The sequence below is a fragment of the Pseudomonas sp. Pf153 genome (assembly GCF_001269775.1).
Classification (GTDB): Bacteria; Pseudomonadota; Gammaproteobacteria; order Pseudomonadales; family Pseudomonadaceae; genus Aquipseudomonas; species Aquipseudomonas uvaldensis.
In genome coordinates this window covers 68,692-90,928 of sequence record NZ_LHVL01000005.1, presented here as the reverse complement: position 1 = coordinate 90,928, position 22,237 = coordinate 68,692, and the positions used below count along the sequence as shown (strand labels likewise).

General features: G+C 59.7%; 17 protein-coding genes, 1 tRNA gene and 2 pseudogenes. 9 read left to right on the top strand and 11 right to left on the bottom strand.

Annotation, left to right across the window (positions count from 1 at the left end; translation table 11 throughout):
- Nucleotides 1-52: 52 nt before the first annotated feature.
- Nucleotides 53-2,110: a methyl-accepting chemotaxis protein gene (locus AD666_RS00845; protein WP_053146629.1), complete on the bottom strand. Its 2,058-nt coding sequence runs from the start codon at nt 2,108-2,110 to the stop codon at nt 53-55.
- A 331-nt stretch (nt 2,111-2,441) separates the two neighbouring features.
- Here AD666_RS00845 and AD666_RS00840 point away from each other — a divergent pair, with 331 nt between their 5' ends.
- The 4 genes and pseudogenes from AD666_RS00840 (at nt 2,442) to AD666_RS00830 (ending at nt 8,169) form a co-directional block, all read left to right on the top strand.
- Complete coding sequence (locus AD666_RS00840) at nt 2,442-3,659, top strand: MFS transporter (protein ID WP_053146600.1); 1,218 nt, start codon at nt 2,442-2,444, stop codon at nt 3,657-3,659.
- A gap of 533 nt (nt 3,660-4,192) precedes the next feature.
- Nucleotides 4,193-5,455: pseudogene (locus tag AD666_RS26920) on the top strand (HAMP domain-containing protein); the annotation flags it as partial.
- Nucleotides 5,450-6,355, top strand: coding sequence for a methyl-accepting chemotaxis protein (locus AD666_RS26915; RefSeq protein ID WP_371259557.1), 906 nt, complete (start codon nt 5,450-5,452; stop codon nt 6,353-6,355). The pseudogene AD666_RS26920 and the gene AD666_RS26915, both read left to right, overlap by 6 nt.
- 242 nt (nt 6,356-6,597) lie before the next feature.
- Nucleotides 6,598-8,169, top strand: a complete 1,572-nt coding sequence (locus AD666_RS00830) for a TerC family protein (protein ID WP_053146597.1) — start codon at nt 6,598-6,600, stop codon at nt 8,167-8,169.
- Here the strand turns inward: AD666_RS00830 and gcvA are convergent.
- Nucleotides 8,117-9,016, bottom strand: a complete 900-nt coding sequence (gene gcvA, locus AD666_RS00825) for a transcriptional regulator GcvA (protein ID WP_053146595.1) — start codon at nt 9,014-9,016, stop codon at nt 8,117-8,119. The genes AD666_RS00830 and gcvA overlap by 53 nt on opposite strands.
- A gap of 96 nt (nt 9,017-9,112) precedes the next feature.
- Here gcvA and AD666_RS00820 point away from each other — a divergent pair, with 96 nt between their 5' ends.
- Complete coding sequence (locus AD666_RS00820) at nt 9,113-9,721, top strand: LysE family translocator (protein ID WP_053146593.1); 609 nt, start codon at nt 9,113-9,115, stop codon at nt 9,719-9,721.
- A gap of 103 nt (nt 9,722-9,824) precedes the next feature.
- On the opposite strand, the gene AD666_RS26390 is transcribed toward AD666_RS00820, so the two are convergent.
- Nucleotides 9,825-10,049: a hypothetical protein gene (locus AD666_RS26390; protein WP_172679570.1), complete on the bottom strand. Its 225-nt coding sequence runs from the start codon at nt 10,047-10,049 to the stop codon at nt 9,825-9,827.
- On the opposite strand from AD666_RS26390, the pseudogene AD666_RS00815 reads away from it, so the two are divergent.
- Nucleotides 9,967-10,525 (top strand): annotated as a pseudogene (locus tag AD666_RS00815) (hypothetical protein). The gene AD666_RS26390 and the pseudogene AD666_RS00815 sit on opposite strands and share 83 nt — an antisense overlap.
- A gap of 134 nt (nt 10,526-10,659) precedes the next feature.
- The gene (locus AD666_RS00810; protein ID WP_053146591.1) at nt 10,660-12,723 is read left to right on the top strand and encodes a calcium-binding protein; all 2,064 of its coding nucleotides are present in this window, start codon (nt 10,660-10,662) and stop codon (nt 12,721-12,723) included.
- Between the two features lie 54 nt (nt 12,724-12,777).
- On the opposite strand, the gene ychF is transcribed toward AD666_RS00810, so the two are convergent.
- The 8 genes from ychF to AD666_RS00770 form a co-directional block, all read right to left on the bottom strand.
- The gene (gene ychF, locus AD666_RS00805; RefSeq protein ID WP_053146589.1) at nt 12,778-13,878 is read right to left on the bottom strand and encodes a redox-regulated ATPase YchF; all 1,101 of its coding nucleotides are present in this window, start codon (nt 13,876-13,878) and stop codon (nt 12,778-12,780) included.
- Nucleotides 13,879-13,899: 21 nt separating this feature from the next.
- Complete coding sequence (pth, locus tag AD666_RS00800) at nt 13,900-14,484, bottom strand: aminoacyl-tRNA hydrolase (RefSeq protein WP_030138575.1); 585 nt, start codon at nt 14,482-14,484, stop codon at nt 13,900-13,902.
- Nucleotides 14,485-14,649: 165 nt separating this feature from the next.
- Nucleotides 14,650-15,252: a 50S ribosomal protein L25/general stress protein Ctc gene (locus AD666_RS00795; protein ID WP_053146587.1), complete on the bottom strand. Its 603-nt coding sequence runs from the start codon at nt 15,250-15,252 to the stop codon at nt 14,650-14,652.
- 138 nt (nt 15,253-15,390) lie between these two features.
- Nucleotides 15,391-16,332, bottom strand: coding sequence for a ribose-phosphate pyrophosphokinase (locus AD666_RS00790; protein WP_003171603.1), 942 nt, complete (start codon nt 16,330-16,332; stop codon nt 15,391-15,393).
- Between the two features lie 47 nt (nt 16,333-16,379).
- A tRNA-Gln gene (locus AD666_RS00785) sits at nt 16,380-16,454 on the bottom strand.
- 37 nt (nt 16,455-16,491) lie between these two features.
- Complete coding sequence (gene ispE, locus AD666_RS00780) at nt 16,492-17,343, bottom strand: 4-(cytidine 5'-diphospho)-2-C-methyl-D-erythritol kinase (protein WP_053146585.1); 852 nt, start codon at nt 17,341-17,343, stop codon at nt 16,492-16,494.
- A 1-nt stretch (nt 17,344) separates the two neighbouring features.
- Nucleotides 17,345-17,962, bottom strand: coding sequence for a lipoprotein insertase outer membrane protein LolB (lolB, locus tag AD666_RS00775; RefSeq protein ID WP_053146583.1), 618 nt, complete (start codon nt 17,960-17,962; stop codon nt 17,345-17,347).
- 4 nt (nt 17,963-17,966) lie between these two features.
- On the bottom strand, nt 17,967-19,691 hold the full coding sequence (locus AD666_RS00770; RefSeq protein ID WP_053146579.1) for a tetratricopeptide repeat protein: 1,725 nt from the start codon (nt 19,689-19,691) through the stop codon (nt 17,967-17,969).
- Between the two features lie 172 nt (nt 19,692-19,863).
- Between AD666_RS00770 and hemA the strand changes: the two genes are divergently transcribed.
- Complete coding sequence (hemA, locus tag AD666_RS00765; protein ID WP_053146576.1) at nt 19,864-21,150, top strand: glutamyl-tRNA reductase; 1,287 nt, start codon at nt 19,864-19,866, stop codon at nt 21,148-21,150.
- Nucleotides 21,150-22,232: a peptide chain release factor 1 gene (prfA, locus tag AD666_RS00760; RefSeq protein WP_053146574.1), complete on the top strand. Its 1,083-nt coding sequence runs from the start codon at nt 21,150-21,152 to the stop codon at nt 22,230-22,232. The genes hemA and prfA overlap by 1 nt, the downstream gene beginning before the upstream one ends.
- Nucleotides 22,233-22,237 lie beyond the last annotated feature (5 nt).

The following is a 22,237-nucleotide window of genomic DNA, read 5'->3' as shown; positions in this document are numbered from 1 at the left end:
AAATATTTCTCTGCGCTTTCAACCGCTTATCCATCCTCGCCGCAAATGCCCCTCAACCGAGTTGAAATCTTCCTGTGTTTGCGCTCAAGGCCTGGCTTCCCTGGCTCAGGGTGTCCGCCGCGAGGTTAACGGCCCGTGCGCCATCGAGCAGGCGCATCGCCGCCTGGTCGACCTGCTGGATATTGCCGCTCACCTCATCGGCGGTGCTGGCTTGTTCGTCCACCGCCGTGGCGATTTGCGCGAGGGTATCGGTCACGCTCTGCACGGCGTTGGCGATTTCTCCCAATCGTTCGCCCAGGCTGGTGACGGCTTGTGCATCGGTCTGTGCCTGTTCGCAGGCGGCTTCCATCAGGCTGACAGCCTCGTTGACCGTGGCGCGCAGGCTGTCGACGGTGCCGGCGATCTGCTGCGTGGAGGATTGGGTGCGTTGTGACAGGCTGCGCACCTCGTCGGCCACCACCGCGAAGCCTCGACCCTGTTCTCCGGCACGAGCGGCTTCGATGGCGGCGTTGAGGGCCAGCAGGTTGGTTTGTTCGGCCACGCCACGGATGGTGTCGACCACCATCTGGATCTGTTGCCCCTGTTCACTCACTCGGCCCAGTGCGGCGGCGGTGTCGTTGAGCCGCTGGTTGAGTTGCTGGATGCTGGCCGTGGTCCGTTGGCTGTCTCGGCTGCTGTCCGCGGCGATGCGCCGGGTCTGCTGGGCGCTGCCGGCAGCCTGTTCGCAGCTTTTTGCTACGCCCTGTGAGGTAGCGGCCAGTTGTGTTGCGGCGGCGGCAATCTGGCTGATCTGCATCTGCTGGGCTTCGACTTCTCCCAGTGCATCGCTGGAATGGACATTGAGGGTGCGCACAGCGTTGCTCACCTGAGACGTCTCGTGATCCACACCCAGCAGGCTGTTGCGCAATTGCACCACGGCGACGTTCAGGGCGGTGCTGATGGCCGCCAATTCATCACGCCCTTGCACTGGCACTTGCAGGCTGAGGTTGCCATCACGCAAGGCTTCGGCCAGCAGGGTGATGCCGCTGGCGCTGCGACGGATGGAGGCTTGCAGGCAGATGAACAGATAGAGCGCTGCCAGCACCAGGCAGCCCAGCACCGTTGCCACCAGGATGAATTGGCGGACCGCCGTGCCGTGATAATGGTCCAGGCGGGTATCCAGGGCCACCAGGGATTGCTGGCGCAGGGAGGCCAGGTCCGTCAGGAGGGTGTCCATGTGCTTCTCGAAGTCTTCCGGCTTGAGACTGATGGAGCCGCCGAACACACCGTCGTCCAGTACCTTCAATTCGGCATCCAAATGCTTGAGGCTGCCCTGATATTGTCCGGCCCAGCCTTGCAACTCGCTGGGCAGGCGAGCCTCGAGGAGTCCGCCGGTCTTGAGCAATTGATCCCGGGAATCGCCGATCCGGCTGCGCAGGTCTCGCAGTTGCAGGCGGCTTTGCAAACTGAATTGACCCGACACAACCGAAGCCTGACCGACGCTGGCCAGGCGGCCGACCCGTTCGATCAGGTCGGGTGTCTGCTGGGTCGAGATCTGGGTCAGCAAATAGGTTTCCAGCCAGGAGGCGAGGGTCAGGCGATTGTCCATGACGATCTGCTCGCGCAGGGATTGCAGGGCATTGAGCGATGCAGTGAAGCGGTCGTAGCCATCCGGCCACCAACCCACGGAACCCAGGCTTTTCGAATCCAGGACCTTGAGGCTGTCTTGCAGGGCTTGATAGCGGGCGAGGGTGGCGCCTTCGGCCCCTTCGGTCTGCAAGGCTGTACCTAGCTCGCTGGCTGCCTGGTTGAGAGCCGGTTGCACGGCGTCGAAAGAAGCCATCGCCGCCAGCGTGGCGGGGGTGGGTTGGCGATTGGTTTCCGTGGCTCGCCAACGGGCCGCGCGGTTGCGCTGGGCGGTGAGCAGATTGTCCAGGTTGTCCAGCGCCAGCAATTGACGCACCCCGGCGCGCTCACCGGAGATCAGGCTTAATTTGTCACGATAGTCCTGGCCAATGATCCACAGACTACCCATGAGCGGCAGAATGAAAAGCAGGAACAGCAACTGGAATTTACGGGCGAAACCAAAACGTCCCAGCCATCTGATGCCCGGTGATAGAAAAGCGTGCATGCCCATACTCCCCTGAACACCTTGCACTGTTTTTGTGCGTTTCTACACAAGTGCTGAAACAGGTGTTCTTTTAAAAGGCCTCGAAAGTTCGTTCAGATCCGCTCTGTGGGCGGGTTTTGTAGCGAAACTTCCCATTCTCGGTCCCCTTTGTAAGGGGCCGCATCGTAGGTGATAAGCAAGGCAAGATTCAGACCATGGCGTTGAGCTATCACCTTGTTCAGCGAGAATTTTTACGGTCGATAGCAAGCTAAGGGGATAGCTTTGCTGCACCGAAAAATGGCACATTGACGCACCTGCCCGTGCGCACCCATCCGTTGTATGGAAACTTCCCATGGCTCTCAGCAATACCCAGGCTGGCACCTCGTCCACTCCGGCCGCAGCCCAAAGCAGCCCATTGGTCATGCGCATCATTGGCGCCGTGGCACTGGCGCATTTGATCAATGACTTGATCCAGGCAGTGCTGCCCTCGATCTACCCGATGCTCAAGGACAGTTATGGCCTGACCTTCACCCAGGTGGGCCTGATCACGTTGACCTTCCAACTCACTGCTTCTCTGTTGCAACCCTGGGTCGGCTACCACACCGACCGGCATCCCAAGCCCTGGCTGCTGCCGGCCGGTACGGTGTGCACGTTGGTCGGCATCGTAATGATGTCCATGGTTGGCAACTTTGCCTTGATCCTGCTGGCCGCCGCGCTGATCGGTATCGGCTCCTCGACCTTCCACCCGGAAGCTTCGCGAGTCGCCCGGCTCGCCTCGGGCGGTCGTTATGGTCTGGCGCAATCGACATTCCAGGTCGGCGGCAACGCCGGTTCGGCATTCGGTCCTTTGTTGGCGGCGGCGATCATCATTCCCTATGGGCAAGGCAACGTAGCCTGGTTCGGTGTGTTCGCGCTGTTTGCATTGTTCGTGCTGTACCGGATCAGTCGCTGGTACGCCAACCACCTGAACTTGTTCAAGCTCAAGCAGGGCCAGGCAGCTACCCATGGTTTGTCCAGGGGCAGGGTCCTGGGTGCGCTGGTGGTGCTGGGCTTGCTGGTGTTTTCCAAGTATTTCTACATGGCCAGTTTCACTAGTTACTTCACGTTCTACCTGATCGAGAAATTCGACCTGTCGGTGGCCTCCTCGCAGTTGCACCTGTTCCTGTTCCTCGGCGCGGTGGCGGCGGGCACGTTCTTCGGTGGCCCGATTGGCGACCGGATCGGGCGTAAGGCCGTGATCTGGTTCTCGATTCTTGGCGTGGCGCCGTTCACCCTGGTCCTGCCTTATGTCGATCTGCTGTGGACCAGCATTCTCAGCATGGTGATCGGCTTCGTCCTGGCCTCGGCATTCTCGGCCATCGTGGTGTACGCCCAGGAACTGGTGCCGGGCAACGTCGGGATGATCGCCGGCGTGTTCTTCGGACTGATGTTCGGCTTCGGCGGGATCGGTGCGGCGCTGCTGGGGCACTTGGCGGACATACGCGGCATCGAGTACGTGTATTGGTTGTGCTCGTTCCTGCCGTTGTTCGGGGTGTTGGCGATTTTTCTGCCGAGAACTAAAAAAGCCTGAGCCGAGCCGTGAGTGCTGCGAAGGCCAGCGGGACTGCGTGATGGCGCTGTCTCTGCTGGCTGCGCAGCAACTGCGTTTACCAGAATGTCTTCCTCGTCCTTGCGACTAAAGTACTGCCTCGTCTAAGCCTCAAGTTGATAGGGTCGAAATATGTCCCATGTTAATTTGCTGCCGTGGTTATTGGTTTGAATGGATTCTGCGGCCGTATTCAAGGGTGACCCTGTGGTTACAGCAAAAGCGGGCTTCACATTCTTTCCATCGATTGCCCTTATCCCCAGGGAGCGGCCTGCTCTGGATGAGGCCCTCTGTTTTTGATTCGAATATCTCTTCTTCTTTCCGAGCGGAAAGAGATGGATTTGTGCCCCCAACCCGCCACGTTTCAACGCTTTGAAGCTGTATCGCCATGTCCTTGAAGGCGTTCGCCCGGGGACCGCGTAAGCAGCAGTGATCGATTGCTACTCGCCGAGTCGTGCACCCGTTGGAAGGCCGTCGTCGTTGACGCTGGCAATAAATAGAATCAGGCAGGGGTTGATATGAAGTTCAAGTCATTGCAGGCACGTATTTGTGTCACGGCAGGCGTATGCCTGTTTGTTTCGTCCATCAGCCTGGTGGTTTACGGGCTCTTCAGCGCTCGCTCCAATGAACATTACGTTTCCAAGGAAGTTTCCGCGCTGGTTGAGAAGGCAACGATCCGGGAAATTCAAAACCTGGCCGAATCCCGCGCCAATGCCATCCAGGCCAAACTGCAAAATGCACTGGATGCGGCGCGCACCATGGCCAATACCTTTGCCGCCAGCAAGGCTTCGCAAAGTCACCTGGCGTTGGGACGGGACCAGATCAACAGCGTGTTGCTCAGCGTGCTCAAGGATAACCCTGACTTCAACGGCACCTATTCCTGCTGGGAGCCGGATGCCTTGGATGGGCAGGACCTTGCGTTTCGTAATGCCCCGGACGGCAGCAATCCGTTGACGGGACGTTTCACCCCCTACTGGACACGCGGCGCTGACGGCCATGTTGCGGTGCAACCATTGGTTGAGTACGACTCTGCGGACCGCCATCCTAACGGGGTGCTCAAGGGCGGTTGGTACAGTGGTCCACGCGATACGTTGAAGGAAAGCGTATTGGACCCCATTCCCTATGTGGTCCAGGGGAAAAACGTATGGTTGACCACGTTGTCGGTCCCCATCGTGTCCAATGGCAAGTTCTATGGTGTGGTCGGGGCTGACTTCGATATCGCCTTCATTCAGAAACTCAGCGAGCAGATGTCTGCCGATCTGTACGGCGGCCAAGGCACAGTGTCCATCCTGAGCAACCAGGGGCTGGTGGTCGCGGACAGTCGACGTACCGATCTGATCGGCCAACCTCTCAAGGCCTTGCTGCCTGACGCCTGGGAAAAAGTGCTCCAGGATATCCAGGGGGCACGTGGTAACGGTCTGCTCAACGCGCAAACGCAGGACATCGAAGTGTTGATGCCCATCACGCTCGGTCGCACCGGTAAGCCCTGGGCGGTGTTGATTCGTTTGCCCAAGGCCGTGGTCATGAGCCAGGCCATTGCATTGGAGCAGGAGCTGCAGGCGCGCAGCATCGACAACAGTATCTGGCAGGTGTCGGTAGGGTTGGCTATCTCGCTGCTGGCCCTGGTCGCCCTTTGGTTTGCCAGCGCGAAAATCGTCGGGCCAATCCGCGAAGCCGCTGCCTTGGCCGCCAACATCAGCCTGGGGGATCTTTCCCGTCGCCTGGTGCAAAAATCGGAGGACGAAGTCGGACAATTGTCCGTGGCGCTCAACGATATGTCTGACAGCCTGCAACGGCAGGTCATCGTGGCCGAGCGCATTTCCGAAGGCGACCTGGACCTGGAGGTCCGGCTCTCCTCACCCCACGATACGCTGGGCAAGGCGCTGGAGAAGATGGTCAGCAACCTCAATCAATTGATTTCGGAAGTCCAGACCAGCGCCACGCGGATCACCGGCAGCTCGGCGCAAGTCACTGACCTGAGCCAGTCGTTATCAGAGGGGGCGTCCAATTCAGCGTCGTCCATCACGGAAATCAGTGCGGTGATGACGCAAATGGCCGCCCAGACCCGGGACAACGCCGCCAACGCCAGAAAAGCCGATGAGCAATCCCAGGCGTCGAGGGCGGATGCGGGGGAGAGCGACAAATTGATGAGCGAACTGATTGCCGCCATGGCCGAGATCGACAGTTCGGGCAAGGACATCACGGCGATCATCACTACCATCGACAACATTGCCGCGCAAACCAACCTGTTGGCCCTGAACGCGGCCATCGAAGCGGCCCGGGCGGGTGAACTTGGACGTGGTTTTGCCGTAGTGGCCGATGAAGTGCGCAGCCTGGCCGCCCGCAGCGCCGAAGCCGCCCAGCAAACGGCCACGCTGATTGCCGACTCTTCGAGCAAGACACAGCGCGGCATGGTCATCGCGGCCCGGACTGCCGAGTCGCTCAAGAACATCGTCAGCGGAACCAGTTCGGTGTCCAATCTGGTTTCGCTGATCTATCAAGCCTCCAGCGAGCAGGCTTCGGGCTTGCAGCAAGCGAGCATCGGGCTTGAGCAAATCGATGAAGTGACGCAGAAGAACCAGTCGAACTCGCAGGAGTGCGCGGTGGCGGCCAGGGATCTTTCAGAGCGGGCTTCATTAATGCAACGGGTGCTGAGTCGCTTCAAGGTCAAAAGGGTTTAGCCCCTCCAGGCCGTTTGCCTGCATCAGGCTGGAGTCCCCGCGTCGGTGAGGTAATGCGGGGCATGCTCTGTCAGATCCTGTAATGATTCGCCGCGTATGAAGCGTCTTGAAACGCTGTAGGATTTTTATCCCATATTGATTTCAGGCCTCTGATGAGCACCGCCCAGGAACCTCCCAGTCGTTTTTTCCGACCCGCAATTCGTCTCCATCCCGCGATGACATTCCGAGGGAGCGCATGACCCATGGAATGGATCGTTGACCCCACGGCATGGCTTGGCCTGCTGACCCTGATCGTGCTGGAGCTGGTGCTCGGCATCGATAACCTTGTATTCATCGCTATCCTGGCGGACAAGCTTCCACCGGAGCAGCGCGACCGTGCCCGTGTCATCGGCCTGTCCCTGGCCTTGTTGATGCGCCTTGGCCTGCTGGCCAGTATTTCCTGGATGGTGACCCTGACCGCGCCGCTGTTCGAGGTGTTCGGCAAGTCTTTTTCGGGCCGGGACCTGATCATGCTGTTCGGTGGTGTATTCCTGTTGTTCAAGGCCACCATGGAATTGCATGAGCGACTTGAAGGGCATGTGGCGCAGCGTTCAGGTGGCGCGGCCTATGCGCTGTTCTGGCCTATCGTTGCGCAGATCGTGGTGCTTGATGCGGTGTTCTCGCTGGACGCGGTCATCACTGCGGTGGGCATGGTGGAGCACCTGTCGGTCATGATGATCGCGGTGGTGTTCTCCATCGGCTTGATGATCGTCGCCAGCAAGCCGCTGACAAATTTCGTCGACGGCCATCCGACTGTCATCATGCTGTGCCTGGGCTTCCTGATGATGATCGGCTTCAGCCTCACCGCCGAAGGCCTGGGCTTCCACATCCCGAAAGGTTACCTCTACGCCGCGATTGGCTTCTCGATTCTGATCGAACTGTTCAACCAGTTGGCCCGTGCGCGTCGCAAGAAGAGCCTGCAAGGCCATCGCCCTATGCGCGAGCGTACCGCCCATGCGGTGTTGCGCTTGCTCGGGGGGCAAAAACTGGGGGTAGAGGAGGTCGGTGAAGAGATCGCCGACATGCTCGCCGGCGATGAAGTCGAACAAGTCTTCGATCGACGGGAGCGGGTTATGATCAGTGGCGTATTGCAGTTGGCGGAGCGCCCGATACGCAATGTCATGACTCACCGCGCCGACGTCGATCACATCGACTTGGCCGACACTCCGGAGGAGATTCGTACACGGCTGATGCACTCGTCCTATTCCAGACTGCCGTTGATTCGTGAGGGCAGGGTGGATGAGCCGTTGGGCTTCGTCCATAAAAAGGAACTGCTCAAGGAGTTGCTGGCGGGCAATCAACCCAGCCTGGAAGTCATGGCGCGCAAGGCCATCAACCTGCTGGACAGCTTCACGATTCTCAACGCTCTGGAGCAAATGCGTAAGGAGTCGACCCACATTGCCTTCGTGGTGAACGAGTTCGGCGACTTCATTGGCCTGCTCACCATGACCGACATTCTGGAATCCATCGCCGGTGAGTTGCCCGATGCCAGTGAAATCGAGGGGCCGAATATCGTGGCCCAGGAGGGCGGTTTCCTGGTCAACGGCGCGTTGAACCTCAGCCAGATCCGCGAACATACCGGCTTCCAGGCGAAGGCCACGGATGACTACCAGACGCTGGCGGGATTGGTCATGAGCTTGCTGGATCGCTTGCCGGTCATTGGCGATGAACTCCAATGGCAGACATGGCGCATGACCGTTGTCGAGGTCCAGGAGCGTCGGGTTACGAGGGTTCTGTTGCGTCCTGATGAATTTGAATGCGCATCCAGTCGATAAACATCTGCGTCTCAGCGGCGGCGTCCTGAGCGACGCCGTAGTAATAACGGGTCAATGGCAGGCGCAAGGAGGGAAACGGGCAGGTCAGTCGCCCTGTGGATAAGTCCCTGCCCAGCAATGATGCGGGACACAGGGCGACACCCAGGCCGTCGACGGCGGCTTGCAGCACCAGATGCATGTGATCGAATTGCAAAGTGGGTTGAGTACGTAGCTGAGCGATGCCTGCGTGCCTGGCCCAGTCCTGCCAGTCGCTGCCGCGGGTCCTGCCAGCCAGCAGCGTGTATTGGACCAGGTCGTTGGGGCTGTCCAGTGGCTGGCTTTGCAGCAGCGACGGCGCGGCGACCAGCACCAAGTCATCCTCCAATAAGGCATGTGGTTGGATATTGGTTGACCATCCAGACTGTCCGCGGCGAATCACGACGTCAAATGCTTCGCGCGATTGATCCGGTGGCAGGGTGCTGGTGACCACTTCAGGTTGGATATCCGGATACAACGCCATGAAGTTCGGCAAGCGCGGGATCAACCAGCGCTCCGCAAAGGAAGGGCGCACGTTGATTCTGACTTTGCGCAGCGAAGCGCCTCGGGTCAGGGCGGTTGCGGCATTGGCGATCTGCGCCAGGGCCACGCTGACCTGCTCATAAAATGTCCGGCCAGCCGGCGTCAGCAGTGATTGCCGGGTTCGACGCTCGAAAAGCAGCACCCCCAGGCGTTCCTCCAGCAACTTGATATGACGGCTGACCGCGCTGTGGCTGACATGCAACTCTTCGGCCGCACGGCTGAAGCTCTGGTGGCGAGCGGCAGCGGCGAAGGCGCGAACGGCGTTCAAAGGGGGCAGGTTGGAAATCATGTGTCTAATTTAGTCACATCCCTGGTGCAATTAAAGCGTTTGTCAGCGATGCCAGTTCACAACACTCTGAGCCCCGCCGCTTTGATGGAGTGATTCATGGTCAATTACGAACTGTTTCTGATTCTGGCTACCCTGACCGTGCTCAGCCCCGGACCAGGGGTCGTGCTGACAGTTTCCAACGCCTTGCGCCATGGTTGGACCGGTTCGCTGCCCGGCATCTGCGGTATCGCGCTGGGTGCTTTTGTCGTGGCGGGTATCAGCGCCAGTAGCGTCGGGCTGATCCTTGCCACGTCGGCTACGGCGTTCACGTTTCTCAAATATGCCGGTGCCCTGTATTTGTTGTACCTGGGGGGCAAGATGTGGCGGACGAAGCGTTTTCTCCCCGAGCTCAACGCCACCTCGTCGCGACCGTGTCGACGATTTGTCGAGGCACTGTCAATCCAGCTGTTGAACCCCAAGGCGGGATTCTTCTTTCTCGCTGTGTTTCCTCAGTTCATCAAGCCGGGGGCTGACTATTTCGACCAGTTTTTCCTGCTGATCTCTTCCTATGGCTTGCTCGTCGTATTGGTTCATAGCGGCTACGCCCTCATGGCCAATGGTGCAAGGCGCTGGCTCTCCACCAACAGGGCAGCCGGGATTGTCGGCAAGCTGTCGGGCATTACTTTTTTCTGCTTTGGCGTGTTGATGGCTACCGCAAGTAAATGAAGGAGGTGTGTATCGCAGGTGGGAGACGGCGAAACATCTAGTTATCCTGAGCCCCCTTTTTCCATGGACGAATATCGAGACCTGCCATGGTTAACGACACCCGTCACCCATCGGGAAGATACTGCTGGGCCTGCTTTTCGCCCTGATCGGTATTGGCTTGTTGGGCATTGCCCTCAATCTCACCCTGGATCGCCGCGAGTTCCTGACTCACGCAGAGGTCGCCGATGGCATCGTCAGTCACTTGAATGCCGGTGGATCGCATCCTGAAATCGCCTTTACCACGGCTACTGGCGAAAAAATATCTTATCCCCAGGGGCGGTTCGATCATCCTGCGTTCACCCGAAGGCAAGGGCGTCAGCTATCGCTAAGGCGGCGTCGGCGTCGGGGCTGGATTCGGCGCGCGACTGCCGCGTTTCGGCAAGGTCAATATCCAGATCAAGGGCAAGAGCGTGGGAGCGGCCGGCGCGGCAGAGGCTTTCCCCAGCTTCGGCAAGGTGTTTGTCAGCGACGCGCTGGTCAGCCGTGACCTGACCGAAGACGACATCACCGGCCCTTGCATGTACACCGAAGTGGGCGGTGGCCTGGTGGTGGGCGGTTCGGCCACGGCCCTGTTGTTCGGGCTCGATCCCAAGCTGCTGGCATTGTCGGCGGCCTTGAATGCCAGCCCGGCGGCTTCTCATTGCTGCCGGCACAGTCAACCGGCAACTCCTGCAGTCGGCCAAAGGAGCGGTAGTGATGGCGGGTATGAATGCTGACGCGCAGGCCGGTGGTGGTGCGGCGATCTACATGGAGTATCTGTTCTAGCGACGTACCACAAGGGGCATCTCTCAGGATTGAGCAAGCCCGCAGGTCGCAATTGGTGGGAACGATGGGAAAGCGAGCAAGTCCCAATTGCTCTACTGGAGCGATGGATCCAGGACTTCTTAAAGGACTATCCCATGGCAAACACCGACAGCACGACGGCAAGTACCCATACCGTAAGAACCGGCCCTGGCACTGTCCAGGTCGACCTCACCGGTCAATTCGACGAGAACCAGAGCATCATTATCCAGCCGGACGGCAAGATACTGGTTGGCGGCTATACCGAGTACCTTGCATGGGGGTACCCCGGGGCGCCGGGCGAGGAAAGCTACGGCTACGAACAAAACCATTCAATTATCCGCTTGAACGCCGATGGCAGTCTGGACACCACCTTCCATGAAGGTGGTGTCGACATGGTTCCTGCCGCGATAGCCCCGGCGTCTCGCTACGAGCTGACGGCAGTGCAGTCCGATGGCAAGGTGCTTGTTGCCGTCGCCCTGGATACGGGCGTACAGGTGGAGCGCTACAACAGCGATGGGACTCGCGATGCCGCCTTCGGTCAGAATGGTGTCGTTACGGTCGACATCAACCACAGCTTCAAGGACATTGACCTGACGGCCAATACCGATGGCACCTTCCAGGTCAGCGCCCGAGGGTTTGACCAGGCAACAGTGACCAGGCTCGGCAATAACGGCTCTTTGGTCGAAGGCTTCGGCGACGGTGGCGTGCTGACGGTCAGCATTCCCGCCGACGAACACTACAACGGCGCAATTTCGACTGCGGTGCATGCAGATGGAAGCGTGGTCGTCGGGGCTGCATACAATGCCGCCGGCATGGGCGATCCGACATACGTCCTGCAGCGCTTCACCCCCGATGGTCAACCCGATACCCGCTTTGGTGACGACGGTGCCCTTTACTTGAACCCCGCCATGGGCTTTGGCGAAGATTCGGTGGTTACCCTGCAAGCTGACGGCAAGATCATCGTCATGGGCCATGGTGACGGCGACACCCACACTACCGTAGCGCGCTTTAATGCCGACGGCTCCTTCGATACCACTTTTGGCGCCAATGGTACGGTGACTTTCGAGACCGGCACACCTGTGGCTTTGACGGTGCAAGCCGATGGCAAGATCCTGGCGGCCGGCACGAACAACGGCGATTTCAGCATCATCCGCCTGAACGCCGATGGCAGTATCGATACCGGCTTCGGCAGCCAGGACGGCAAGCTACACGTGGACGGATACGCCGGCAATGAGATCTTGCAAGGTACTGACGCCAGCGAAATCATCCACGGCCTGGGGGGAGATGATGTGCTGCAAGGCAATGGCGGGCGTGACGTCCTGCAAGGTGGCACGGGCGCTGACATCTTTCGCTTCACCGAACTCGGCGACAGTTTCCGCACGGCGACACACAGCAGCAGCGACCGGATCCTGGACTTCGACGTCTCCCAGGACCGTATCGACCTGACTGCCTTGGGCTTCGCCGGGATTGGCAACGGCCATGACGGCACCTTGGCTATCCAGGCCAGTGCCGATGGTTCCCATACTTATCTCAAGAGTTACGACGTCGATGCTTCCGGGCATCGGTTTGAACTGGCTTTGGACGGCAATCTGGTGGGGCTGTTGAACAACACCAACCTGGTGCTCGCCGCGCCTACCGTTGAGGGTACGTCTGCCAACGATACGATTACCGGTTCTGCGTTGTCGGAAATCATTTATGGGCTGGACGGCAATGACCGTATCAACGGTGGCGCCGGAGCTGATGTCATCGTTGGTGGTGGTGGCGCTGATCGCCTGAATGGTGGAGACAGAGCCGACATTTCGTTGTGGACAGATAATCGGCAGAACGCCGATGTGTTCCGCTACACCTCAGTAGAGGACAGCTACCGGACGGACAGCCATGGCGCGGTCGACCTTATCGAAGGTTTTACGGTCGATGACAAGATCGATGTATCGGCCTTGGGGTATACCGGCTTCGGAGACGGCACGGACACTACGCTGAAGATGATTTACAACCAGGCGCTGGATCGCACCTATGTGACGAATGTGGAAGCAGACACACAAGGCCACAGGTTCCAGATTGCGCTGGCGGGGGACTGGCGGGAAAACCTGGATGACGACAACTTGATCGTGGCGCCCGACGCTGGGGTAGGGCTGATCGGGGTCGCGCCCGAGGTCGATCCAGGGCATCTGTTGGGCTGATCGTCGCCCACAAAAAAGCCGCGAATCATCGCGGCTTTTTCGTTTTCAGCAGAGTCAGACGTTAAAGCGGAAGTGCATCACATCGCCATCCTTGACGATGTAGTCCTTGCCTTCCAGGCGCCATTTACCGGCTTCCTTGGCACCGGCTTCACCTTTGTACTGGATGAAGTCGTTGTAGGCGATGACTTCGGCACGGATAAAGCCTTTTTCGAAGTCGGTGTGGATCACGCCGGCGGCTTGCGGGGCGGTGGCGCCGACGCGGACGGTCCAGGCGCGGACTTCTTCGACACCGGCGGTGAAGTAAGTCTGCAGGTTGAGCATTTCGTAACCGGCGCGGATCACGCGGTTCAGGCCAGGCTCTTCCAGGCCCAGGGCCTCCAGGAACATGTCCTTTTCTTCGCCGTCGTCCAGTTCGGCGATTTCCGCTTCGATCTTGTTGCAGACCGGAACCACCATGGCGCCTTCTTCTTCGGCGATGGCCTTGACCACGTCCAGGTGCGGGTTGTTCTCGAAACCGTCTTCAGCGACGTTGGCGATGTACATGACCGGCTTGGTGGTCAGCAGGTGGAAGCCCTTGATCACCAGCTTCTCTTCGGTGCTCATGTTTTTCATCAGGCTGCGCGCCGGCTTGCCTTCGGTGAAGTGGGCGATCAGCTGCTCCAGCAGGCCTTTCTGGACGACGGCGTCCTTGTCGCCACCCTTGGCGTTGCGGGCGACTTTCTGCAGTTGTTTCTCGCAGCTGTCGAGGTCGGCGAAAATCAGTTCCAGGTCGATGATCTCGATGTCGCGTTTCGGGTCGACGCTGTTGGAGACGTGAATCACGTTCTCGTCTTCAAAGCAGCGGACCACGTGGGCGATGGCATCGGTCTCGCGGATGTTGGCGAGGAATTTGTTGCCCAGACCCTCGCCCTTCGACGCGCCAGCCACGAGGCCCGCGATGTCGACGAATTCCATGGTGGTCGGCAGGATACGCTTGGGATTGACGATGGCCGCCAGGGCATCCAGGCGCGCATCCGGCATCGGCACGATGCCGCTGTTCGGCTCGATGGTGCAGAAGGGGAAGTTCTCGGCCGCGATGCCGGATTTGGTCAGGGCGTTGAACAGGGTGGACTTGCCGACGTTAGGCAGGCCGACGATGCCGCAATTGAATCCCATGGTGTTTCCCCTCGGTAAGAGTCAGGCCTTCTGGCTGTGCAGGTTCTTCATCGCGCGGTTCCATTCACCGGCGAGAATATCCGGCAGCACGCCGAGGGCAAAGTCGATGCTGGCATCGAGTTTTTCCTGTTCGGCGCGAGGCGCACGACCCAGGACGAAATTCGACACCATACTGGCAACGCCCGGGTGGCCGATGCCGAGCCGCAGGCGGTGAAAGGTATTCTGGTTACCCAGCTGCGCAATGATGTCGCGCAACCCGTTGTGACCGCCATGGCCGCCGCCCTGCTTGAGCTTGGCAACGCCCGGAGGCAGGTCGAGTTCGTCGTGGGCCACCAGGATTTCTTCGGGCTTGATACGGAAGAAACCGGCCAATGCCGCCACGGCCTGGCCGCTGCGGTTCATGTAGGTGGTGGGGATCAGCAGACGAACATCCTGACCCTGATGCGAAAAGCGCCCGGTCAGGCCGAAATACTTGCGATCGGCCGCCAGGCTGACGCCTTGTGCGTGCGCGATGCGCTCAACAAAAAGGGCCCCTGCGTTATGCCGGGTCTGTTCGTATTCGGTGCCTGGATTTCCCAGGCCAACGATCAGTTTGATGGCAGTCACGATAGGGGCCCTTCCTGGAGTGTGGATAACAAGTCGCGGTCAGGTACTTTGGCGACAGTGGACGAAAATTGCGGATCTACCCTTGAGTAAACTTCGCGTTCCCGCCCGCTGCCTCGCTACGTTCCAGTCCGCGATGTTACCGGTCACTCCGGCGACAGAGTGAAATTACTCTGCTGCGCCTTCTTCGGTAGCTTCTGGAGCAACACGTGGAGCGTGGACGTTGGCAACAGCCTTGTCGTCGCCGTGTGCCAGGGCCACGAACTCAACGCCTTTAGGCGCTTTCAGGTCGGACAGGTGAATGATCGTGCCGATTTCGGCGTTAGCCAGGTCGACTTCGATGAATTCAGGCAGGTCTTTCGGCAGGCAGGAAACTTCCAGCTCGGAAGTGACGTGCGAGATCTCGCCGCCTTTCTTGATCGGAGCAGCTTCGTTGATGAAGTGCACTGGAACGGTTGCGGTCAGTTTCTGGCCAGCCACGACGCGAATGAAGTCAGCGTGCATGATGAATTGCTTGGCCGGGTGACGCTGCATCGCTTTAACGATGACGTTTTGCTTCTTGCCATCGACGTTCAGCTCGATCACGTGGCTGAAGGCAGCCTCGTCTTCGAACAGCTTGGCCACTTCTTTGGCCAGCATGGTGATGGACTCAGGGGCCTTGTCACCACCGTAGACAACGGCAGGAACCTGGTTGGCGAGACGACGCAGGCGGCGGCTCGCACCTTTCCCCAGGTCGGTACGCGCTTGGGCGTTCAGGATGAAATCAGTCATTTTGTATCTCCAAAATAGCCATTCCGGGTGACGTCTGCGACCGACGTCAAAGCGGATGGGCAAAAAAGCCCCGCCCCAACATGAGTGTTGGGGCGGGGCGCTTTTCGTCAACGGGATGTCATGGCAAGGGCAGGGCCCTTAACGGAACATCGCGCTGATCGATTCTTCATTGCTGATGCGGCGAACCGCTTCGGCAACAACCGGTGCGATATCCAGTTGGCGGATACGTGCACAGGCTTGTGCTGCTGCGGACAGCGGGATGGTGTTAGTGACCACCAGCTCGTCCAGCACGGAATTTTCAATGTTCTCGATCGCCCGACCCGACAGCACAGGGTGTGTGCAGTAGGCAAAGACCTTGGCCGCGCCGTGCTCTTTCAGAGCCTTGGCCGCATGGCACAGGGTGCCGGCGGTATCGACCATATCATCGACAAGGATACAGGTACGGCCTTCGACGTCGCCGATGATATGCATCACTTCGGAGTGATTGGCTTTCTCGCGGCGTTTGTCGATGATACCCAGATCCACGCCCAGGGATTTGGCAACGGCCCGTGCACGCACGACGCCACCAATGTCCGGGGACACGATCATCAGGTTCTCGAAGCGCTGATCTTCGATGTCATCCACCAGGACCGGGGAGCCGTAGATGTTATCCACGGGAATATCGAAGAAGCCCTGAATCTGGTCAGCGTGCAGGTCAACCGTGAGGACACGGTCGATGCCGACGACGGTCAGCATGTCGGCGACGACTTTTGCGCTGATCGCCACGCGCGCGGAACGCGGGCGGCGATCCTGGCGGGCATAACCAAAGTAAGGAATAACAGCAGTGATACGAGTAGCCGAGGAACGGCGGAAGGCATCAGCCATCACGACGAGTTCCATCAGGTTATCGTTGGTCGGAGCGCAGGTCGGCTGAATAATGAAGACGTCTTTACCGCGAACGTTTTCATTGATCTCGGCAGTGATCTCGCCGTCGGAAAACTTACCGACAGAAATGTCACCGAGAGGGATATGCAGCTGACGTACGACACGCCGAGCCAGATCGGGGTTGGCGTTCCCCGTAAAGACCATCATCTTGGACACGCGCAGTACCTGGAGGCTGAGGGTATGCCTGGATGAGTATAGGAAAATGGCAGGGGCGGCTGGATTCGAACCAACGCATGGCAGGATCAAAACCTGCTGCCTTACCGCTTGGCGACGCCCCTGTATCTGTTGCTGCGAGTGCCTAACACTCGATTCCTTTTAGAGCAGGCTTTGTAGCTTGCGATGCAACATAGAAACGTTGCTTCCTTTTGCCACAAACCCTGTAAGGGTCTCTGTAAGAAGGGCCGAGACTTTATCAGCTTCAGCTTTGCTTGGGAAGCCCCCAAACACACAACTTCCAGTTCCGGTGAGTTTTGCTTCGGTAAATTTACCTAGCAAATTCAAAGCGTTACGAACATCTGGATAACGCCTCGCTACCACCGGTAAGCAGTCATTTCGACTGTTTCCCTTGGGAACGGGGCGCACTTTAATGGGAGGAGAGTTACGTGTCAACAGCGGATCTGAAAAAATTTCTGCTGTACTTACAGATACTTGCGGCACCAGCACGAGGTACCAGGGTTCCTCGGGTTCTACCGGTGTGAGTTTTTCCCCTACGCCTTCGGCAAAAGCCGCGTGGCCACGTACGAAAACCGGTACATCGGCCCCCAGCGTCAGGCCCAGGGCGGCGAGGCGATCCGCGTCCCAATCTAGCTGCCACAAATGGTTGAGCCCGAGCAGCGTGGTCGCCGCATTCGAACTGCCGCCACCGATACCGCCGCCCATGGGCAGGATTTTTTCGATCCAGATGTCGACGCCCAGCGAACAACCGGATTGCTCCTGGAGTTTTTTCGCGGCTCTGACGATCAGGTTGCTGTCGTGGGGGACGCCTTCGAATTCGGTGTGCAACTGAATCACGCCGTCGTCGCGCACGGCAAAGGTGATTTCATCGCCGTAGTCCAGGAACTGAAAGATCGTCTGCAGCTCGTGATAGCCGTCCGGGCGACGACCGAGAATATGCAGCATCAAGTTGAGCTTGGCCGGGGAGGGCAGGGTCAGGCGCGGGGTAGTCATGTCATTGCCCCAGCTTGCGCGGCTGCCATTGCTTGATCACCAGCGTGACGTCGAGATCGCTGCCGTGCAGTTTGATGCGTTCGGGCAGCCAGTAGCCGTTTTGCTGGGCATAACTGAGGTATTCGATCTGCCAGTCGTCCTGCTCCAGGTTGGACAGACGACTGTCGGCGTCGAGGGTCAGGCGGCTCTTGCTGTCCGGTGCCGGCAGCCCACGAACCCACCAGGTCAGATGCGAGACCGGCAGTTTCCAACCCAATTGTTCTTCCAGCAGGGCTTCGGGCGAGGGCGCGTCGTAGCGCCCCTGGTTGGCGACTTCCAGCGAGACCTGGCCGGGGCGTCCGGTCAGTCGCGCCGCGCCGCGACCCAGCGGGCCGGAGAGGCGAATGTCGTAATAGTCCTGGCGTTGCAGCCAGAACAGCGTGCCGCTGCCGGAGTCTTTTGGGGCGCGAATGCCGATCTTGCCGTCGATCTGCCAGCCGTCGAGGCCGCTCAGTTGTGCCTTGTGCTCACGCCATTGGGTCGGGTTGCCGTGGCCCTGGACGGATTCACGGGCGCCGAAGCCCGCGCAACCGGCGAGCAGGGCAATGAAGCTGAAAACGATGAAGTGGCGCAAAAACATGGTCTTAAAGGGTCTCTGATCCGGTCAGGCGTTTGATGGTGCCGCGCAGGATGGGGCTGTCAGGCTGTTCCTTGAGGAATTTGTTCCAGATCTGCCGGGCTTCGCGTTGCTTGCCCTTGGCCCACAGGACTTCGCCCAGGTGAGCAGCGACTTCCTGGTCGGGAAAGCGCTCCAGGGCCTGGCGCAGCAGGCGTTCGGCTTCGTCGAGGTTGCCCAGGCGATAATTCACCCAGCCCAGGCTGTCGAGCACCGCCGGGTCTTCCGGGTTGATCTGGTGGGCCTTCTCGATCAGTACCTTGGCCTCGTCATAGCGCGTGGTACGGTCCGACAGGGTGTAGCCGAGGGCATTGAGGGCCATGGCGTTGTCGGGATCGCGCTGGATGATCAGGCGCAGGTCTTTTTCCATCTGCGCCAGGTCATTGCGTTTTTCCGCCTGCATGGCCCGGGTGTAGAGCAGGTTCAGGTCGTCCGGGTATTGTTTCAGGGCTTGCTGCAGCACACCCCAGGCCTTGTCGCCCTGATTGTTGCTCGACAGGGTCTCCGCTTCGATGAGGTATAACTGGATTCCGTAGTCGGGTTGGGCGTCGCGCTGAACGGACAGGCGGCTCTGGGCCTCGGCTGTCTTGCCATTACTCATCAGGATATCGGCCTGGCGCAGCTGCGCCGGCAGGTAGTCATTCCCCGGACCGACCTGGGCGTACTCGATCAGCGCGGTCTCCGGGTCGTCGCGTTCCTCGGCGATGCGCCCCAGGTTCAGGTGGGCCGAATCGACGTGGCTCTCCCGGGCGATCAGGTCTTCCAGATAACCCTTGGCTTCTTCCCAGGCCTTGGCTTCCAGGCAAACCAAGGCCAGGGAGTAACGCAGTTCGTCGTCTTCGGGGTATTGCTGGACCAGGCTGGAAAACTCCACCTTGGCGTCGTCCATGCGGTTGTTTTCCACCAGCATGCGGGCGTAGGTGAGGCGCAGGCGCTTGTCGTCCGGATATTTCTTGATACTTTTTTCCAGCAGCGGCAGGGCTTCGTCACCCCGGTTCATGCCTTGCAGCAGGCGCGCCCGCAGCAGGATCGGCGCTACTTCGCCGGCTTCCGGCGGGTTGTCCTCGAGCAACGTGAGGGCACCCTTGGAATCGCCGTCCTGCTGCAGCAACAGCGCCTTGCCGAAAATCAGCTGGCCGTTGTTCGGATGGCGTTGCAGCAGGCGGTCGAAGCTTTTCATCAGGCCGCTGCGGGTTTCCTGGTCGGTATCGGCAGCAGACAATGCAAGGAAATCGAAGTGGGTGTCACCCTTGCCCAGCAGCACTTTCTCCATATACATCATGGAGTCGTCATAACGGCCGGCCCGTGCCAGCTGTACGGCGGCGGCGCGCTGCGCTTCAAGGTCATCCGGCGCATTCTTCGCCCAGATCATGGCGGTATCCAGCGCCGCCTGGTCGGCCCCCAGGTATTCGGCAATGCGAAACGCCCGCTCGGAGATGCCAGGGTCCTGGGTATTGATGGCCTGGGTCACGTAGTTATCCAGCGCAATGTCGAAGCGGTTGCGCTGGCCTGCCAGTTCGGCGCTCAACAGGCTGAAGATGGTTTCTTCGCTGAACGAGCCGTAGACCTTGGGCTTTTCAGGGGCCTGCGTGCTGTCTTCGACCGGCGGCGAACCGTCCGTCGATACGGGGGCCATGGACTGGCAGCCGCTGAGCAGGGCAAGAGCGAGGAGCAACGCGGAAGATCTATTCATATAGGAAGAGGACGACTAACCTGCGGTCGGATCATCATGACACAAGCCTTCGACCAAACATAACCGCCCCGTCGATTTACGCTGTCAGGCGAGGCGATAGAGATCGAGTGGTTGTCCTGAATCTGGCGAAGTAGGACAATTGCCGGCTTCACGTCACCATCAGCGACCTTGAATGGCCTTCCTTGCACTTGGTATTAACCACAAGACTGCTTCAGTAGACGTCCGCGAGCGCGTGGCCTTTACGCCTGAGCAGCTGGTTGAGGCCCTGCAGCAGCTCTGCCGGCTCACCGAGAGCCGCGAGGCTGCGATCCTCTCCACCTGCAATCGCAGCGAGCTTTATATAGAACAGGATCACGTTTCGGCCGATGCGGTGCTGCGCTGGCTGGCCGAATACCATGATCTGAGCCTCGAAGAGCTGCGCGCCAGCGCCTATGTGCACGAAGACGATGCGGCCGTTCGTCACATGATGCGCGTCGCGTCCGGGCTCGATTCCCTGGTACTGGGCGAACCGCAGATTCTCGGCCAGATGAAATCGGCCTACGCCGTGGCCCGCGAAGCCGGCACCGTCGGGCCGCTGCTGGGGCGGCTGTTCCAGGCCACGTTCAACGCCGCCAAACAGGTGCGCACCGACACGGCTATCGGTGAAAACCCGGTGTCCGTGGCGTTTGCCGCTGTCAGCCTGGCGAAGCAGATTTTCAGTGACTTGCAACGCAGCCAGGCCCTGTTGATCGGTGCCGGCGAGACCATCACCCTGGTCGCTCGTCACCTTCATGACCTGGGTGTGAAGCGCATCGTGGTCGCCAACCGGACCCTGGAGCGCGCCAGCACCCTGGCCGAACAGTTCGGAGCCCATGCAGTGTTGCTGTCGGACATTCCGGCGGAGCTGGTGCATAGCGACATCGTCATCAGTTCCACCGCCAGCCAATTGCCGATTCTGGGCAAGGGCGCGGTGGAAAGCGCCCTGAAGCTGCGCAAGCACAAGCCGATCTTCATGGTGGACATCGCCGTTCCCCGGGACATCGAGCCGGAAGTCGGCGAGCTGGATGACGTTTATCTCTACAGCGTCGACGACCTGCACGAAGTGGTCGCCGAGAACCTCAAGAGCCGGCAGGGCGCGGCCCAGGCGGCGGAAGAGATGATCAGCGTCGGCGCCGAGGACTTCATGGTGCGCCTGCGCGAGCTGGCAGCTGTGGATGTACTCAAGGCGTATCGTCAGCAGAGCGAGCGCCTGCGCGACGAAGAGCTGCAAAAGGCCCAGCGTCTGCTGGCCAACGGTGGCAACGCTGAAGATGTGCTGACGCAACTGGCTCGCGGCCTGACCAACAAACTGCTCCACGCCCCCAGTGTCCAGCTCAAGAAGCTGACCGCCGAAGGCCGCCTCGATGCGCTGGCCATGGCCCAGGAACTCTTTGCCCTCGGTGAGGGTTCACCGGATAGCTTTTCGGATAAGAAATCGTAATGAAAGCGTCACTGCTCAATAAACTGGACGTTCTCCAGGACCGTTTCGAGGAACTGACCGCCTTGCTGGGCGATGGCGAAGTCATTTCCGACCAGAACAAGTTCCGCACCTACTCCAAGGAATACGCGGAAGTCGAGCCGATTGTCGCGACATATAAACAGCTGCTCAAAGTGCAGGAAGACCTTGCCGGTGCCCAGGCGCTGCTCAAGGACAGCGACCCGGACCTGCGTGAAATGGCCGTCGAGGAAGTCCGCGAAGCCAAGGAACAGCTGGTTGAGCTGGAGAGCAACCTGCAGCGCATGCTGTTGCCCAAGGACCCGAACGACGGGCGCAACGTTTTCCTCGAGATACGTGCCGGTACGGGGGGCGACGAGGCGGCGATTTTCTCCGGCGACCTGTTCCGCATGTATTCGCGTTACGCCGAGCGTCGCGGCTGGCGCGTGGAAATTCTGTCCGAGAACGAAGGCGAACACGGCGGCTTCAAGGAAGTCATTGCCCGGGTCGAAGGCGAGAACGTTTACGGCAAGCTGAAATTCGAGTCCGGTGCCCACCGTGTGCAGCGAGTGCCGGCCACTGAATCCCAGGGCCGCATCCATACCTCGGCCTGCACCGTGGCGGTATTGCCCGAGCCGGACGAGCAGGAAGCCATCGAAATCAACCCGGCGGATCTGCGGATCGACACCTACCGCTCCTCCGGCGCCGGCGGCCAGCACGTCAACAAGACCGATTCGGCGATCCGTATCACTCACTTGCCTTCGGGCATCGTGGTCGAATGCCAGGAAGAACGTTCCCAGCACAAGAACCGTGCACGGGCCATGGCCTGGCTGTCGGCCAAGCTCAACGACCAGCAGACCAGCGCCGCGGCCAATGCCATTTCCAGCGAGCGAAAATTGCTGGTGGGTTCGGGCGACCGCTCCGAGCGGATCCGTACCTACAATTTCGCCCAGGGTCGGGTCACCGATCATCGAATCAACCTGACGCTGTATTCCCTCGACGAGATCCTTGCCGGGGGCGTCGAGGCCGTGATCGAGCCGTTGCTGGCCGAATACCAGGCCGATCAACTGGCCGCGATTGGCGAGTAAGCAGA

Excerpts from the sequence above, each read along its gene's own strand:
- AD666_RS00845 (WP_053146629.1), bottom strand. The coding sequence starts at position 2,110 with ATGCACGCTTTTCTATCACCGGGCATCAGATGGCTGGGACGTTTTGGT.
- AD666_RS00840 (WP_053146600.1), top strand. The coding sequence starts at position 2,442 with ATGGCTCTCAGCAATACCCAGGCTGGCACCTCGTCCACTCCGGCCGCA.
- AD666_RS26915 (WP_371259557.1), top strand. The coding sequence starts at position 5,450 with ATGTCTGACAGCCTGCAACGGCAGGTCATCGTGGCCGAGCGCATTTCC.
- AD666_RS00830 (WP_053146597.1), top strand. The coding sequence starts at position 6,598 with ATGGAATGGATCGTTGACCCCACGGCATGGCTTGGCCTGCTGACCCTG.
- gcvA (WP_053146595.1), bottom strand. The coding sequence starts at position 9,016 with ATGATTTCCAACCTGCCCCCTTTGAACGCCGTTCGCGCCTTCGCCGCT.
- AD666_RS00820 (WP_053146593.1), top strand. The coding sequence starts at position 9,113 with ATGGTCAATTACGAACTGTTTCTGATTCTGGCTACCCTGACCGTGCTC.
- AD666_RS26390 (WP_172679570.1), bottom strand. The coding sequence starts at position 10,049 with ATGATCGAACCGCCCCTGGGGATAAGATATTTTTTCGCCAGTAGCCGT.
- AD666_RS00810 (WP_053146591.1), top strand. The coding sequence starts at position 10,660 with ATGGCAAACACCGACAGCACGACGGCAAGTACCCATACCGTAAGAACC.
- ychF (WP_053146589.1), bottom strand. The coding sequence starts at position 13,878 with ATGGGATTCAATTGCGGCATCGTCGGCCTGCCTAACGTCGGCAAGTCC.
- AD666_RS00795 (WP_053146587.1), bottom strand. The coding sequence starts at position 15,252 with ATGACTGATTTCATCCTGAACGCCCAAGCGCGTACCGACCTGGGGAAA.
- ispE (WP_053146585.1), bottom strand. The coding sequence starts at position 17,343 with ATGACTACCCCGCGCCTGACCCTGCCCTCCCCGGCCAAGCTCAACTTG.
- lolB (WP_053146583.1), bottom strand. The coding sequence starts at position 17,962 with ATGTTTTTGCGCCACTTCATCGTTTTCAGCTTCATTGCCCTGCTCGCC.
- AD666_RS00770 (WP_053146579.1), bottom strand. The coding sequence starts at position 19,691 with ATGAATAGATCTTCCGCGTTGCTCCTCGCTCTTGCCCTGCTCAGCGGC.
- hemA (WP_053146576.1), top strand. The coding sequence starts at position 19,864 with ATGGCCTTCCTTGCACTTGGTATTAACCACAAGACTGCTTCAGTAGAC.
- prfA (WP_053146574.1), top strand. The coding sequence starts at position 21,150 with ATGAAAGCGTCACTGCTCAATAAACTGGACGTTCTCCAGGACCGTTTC.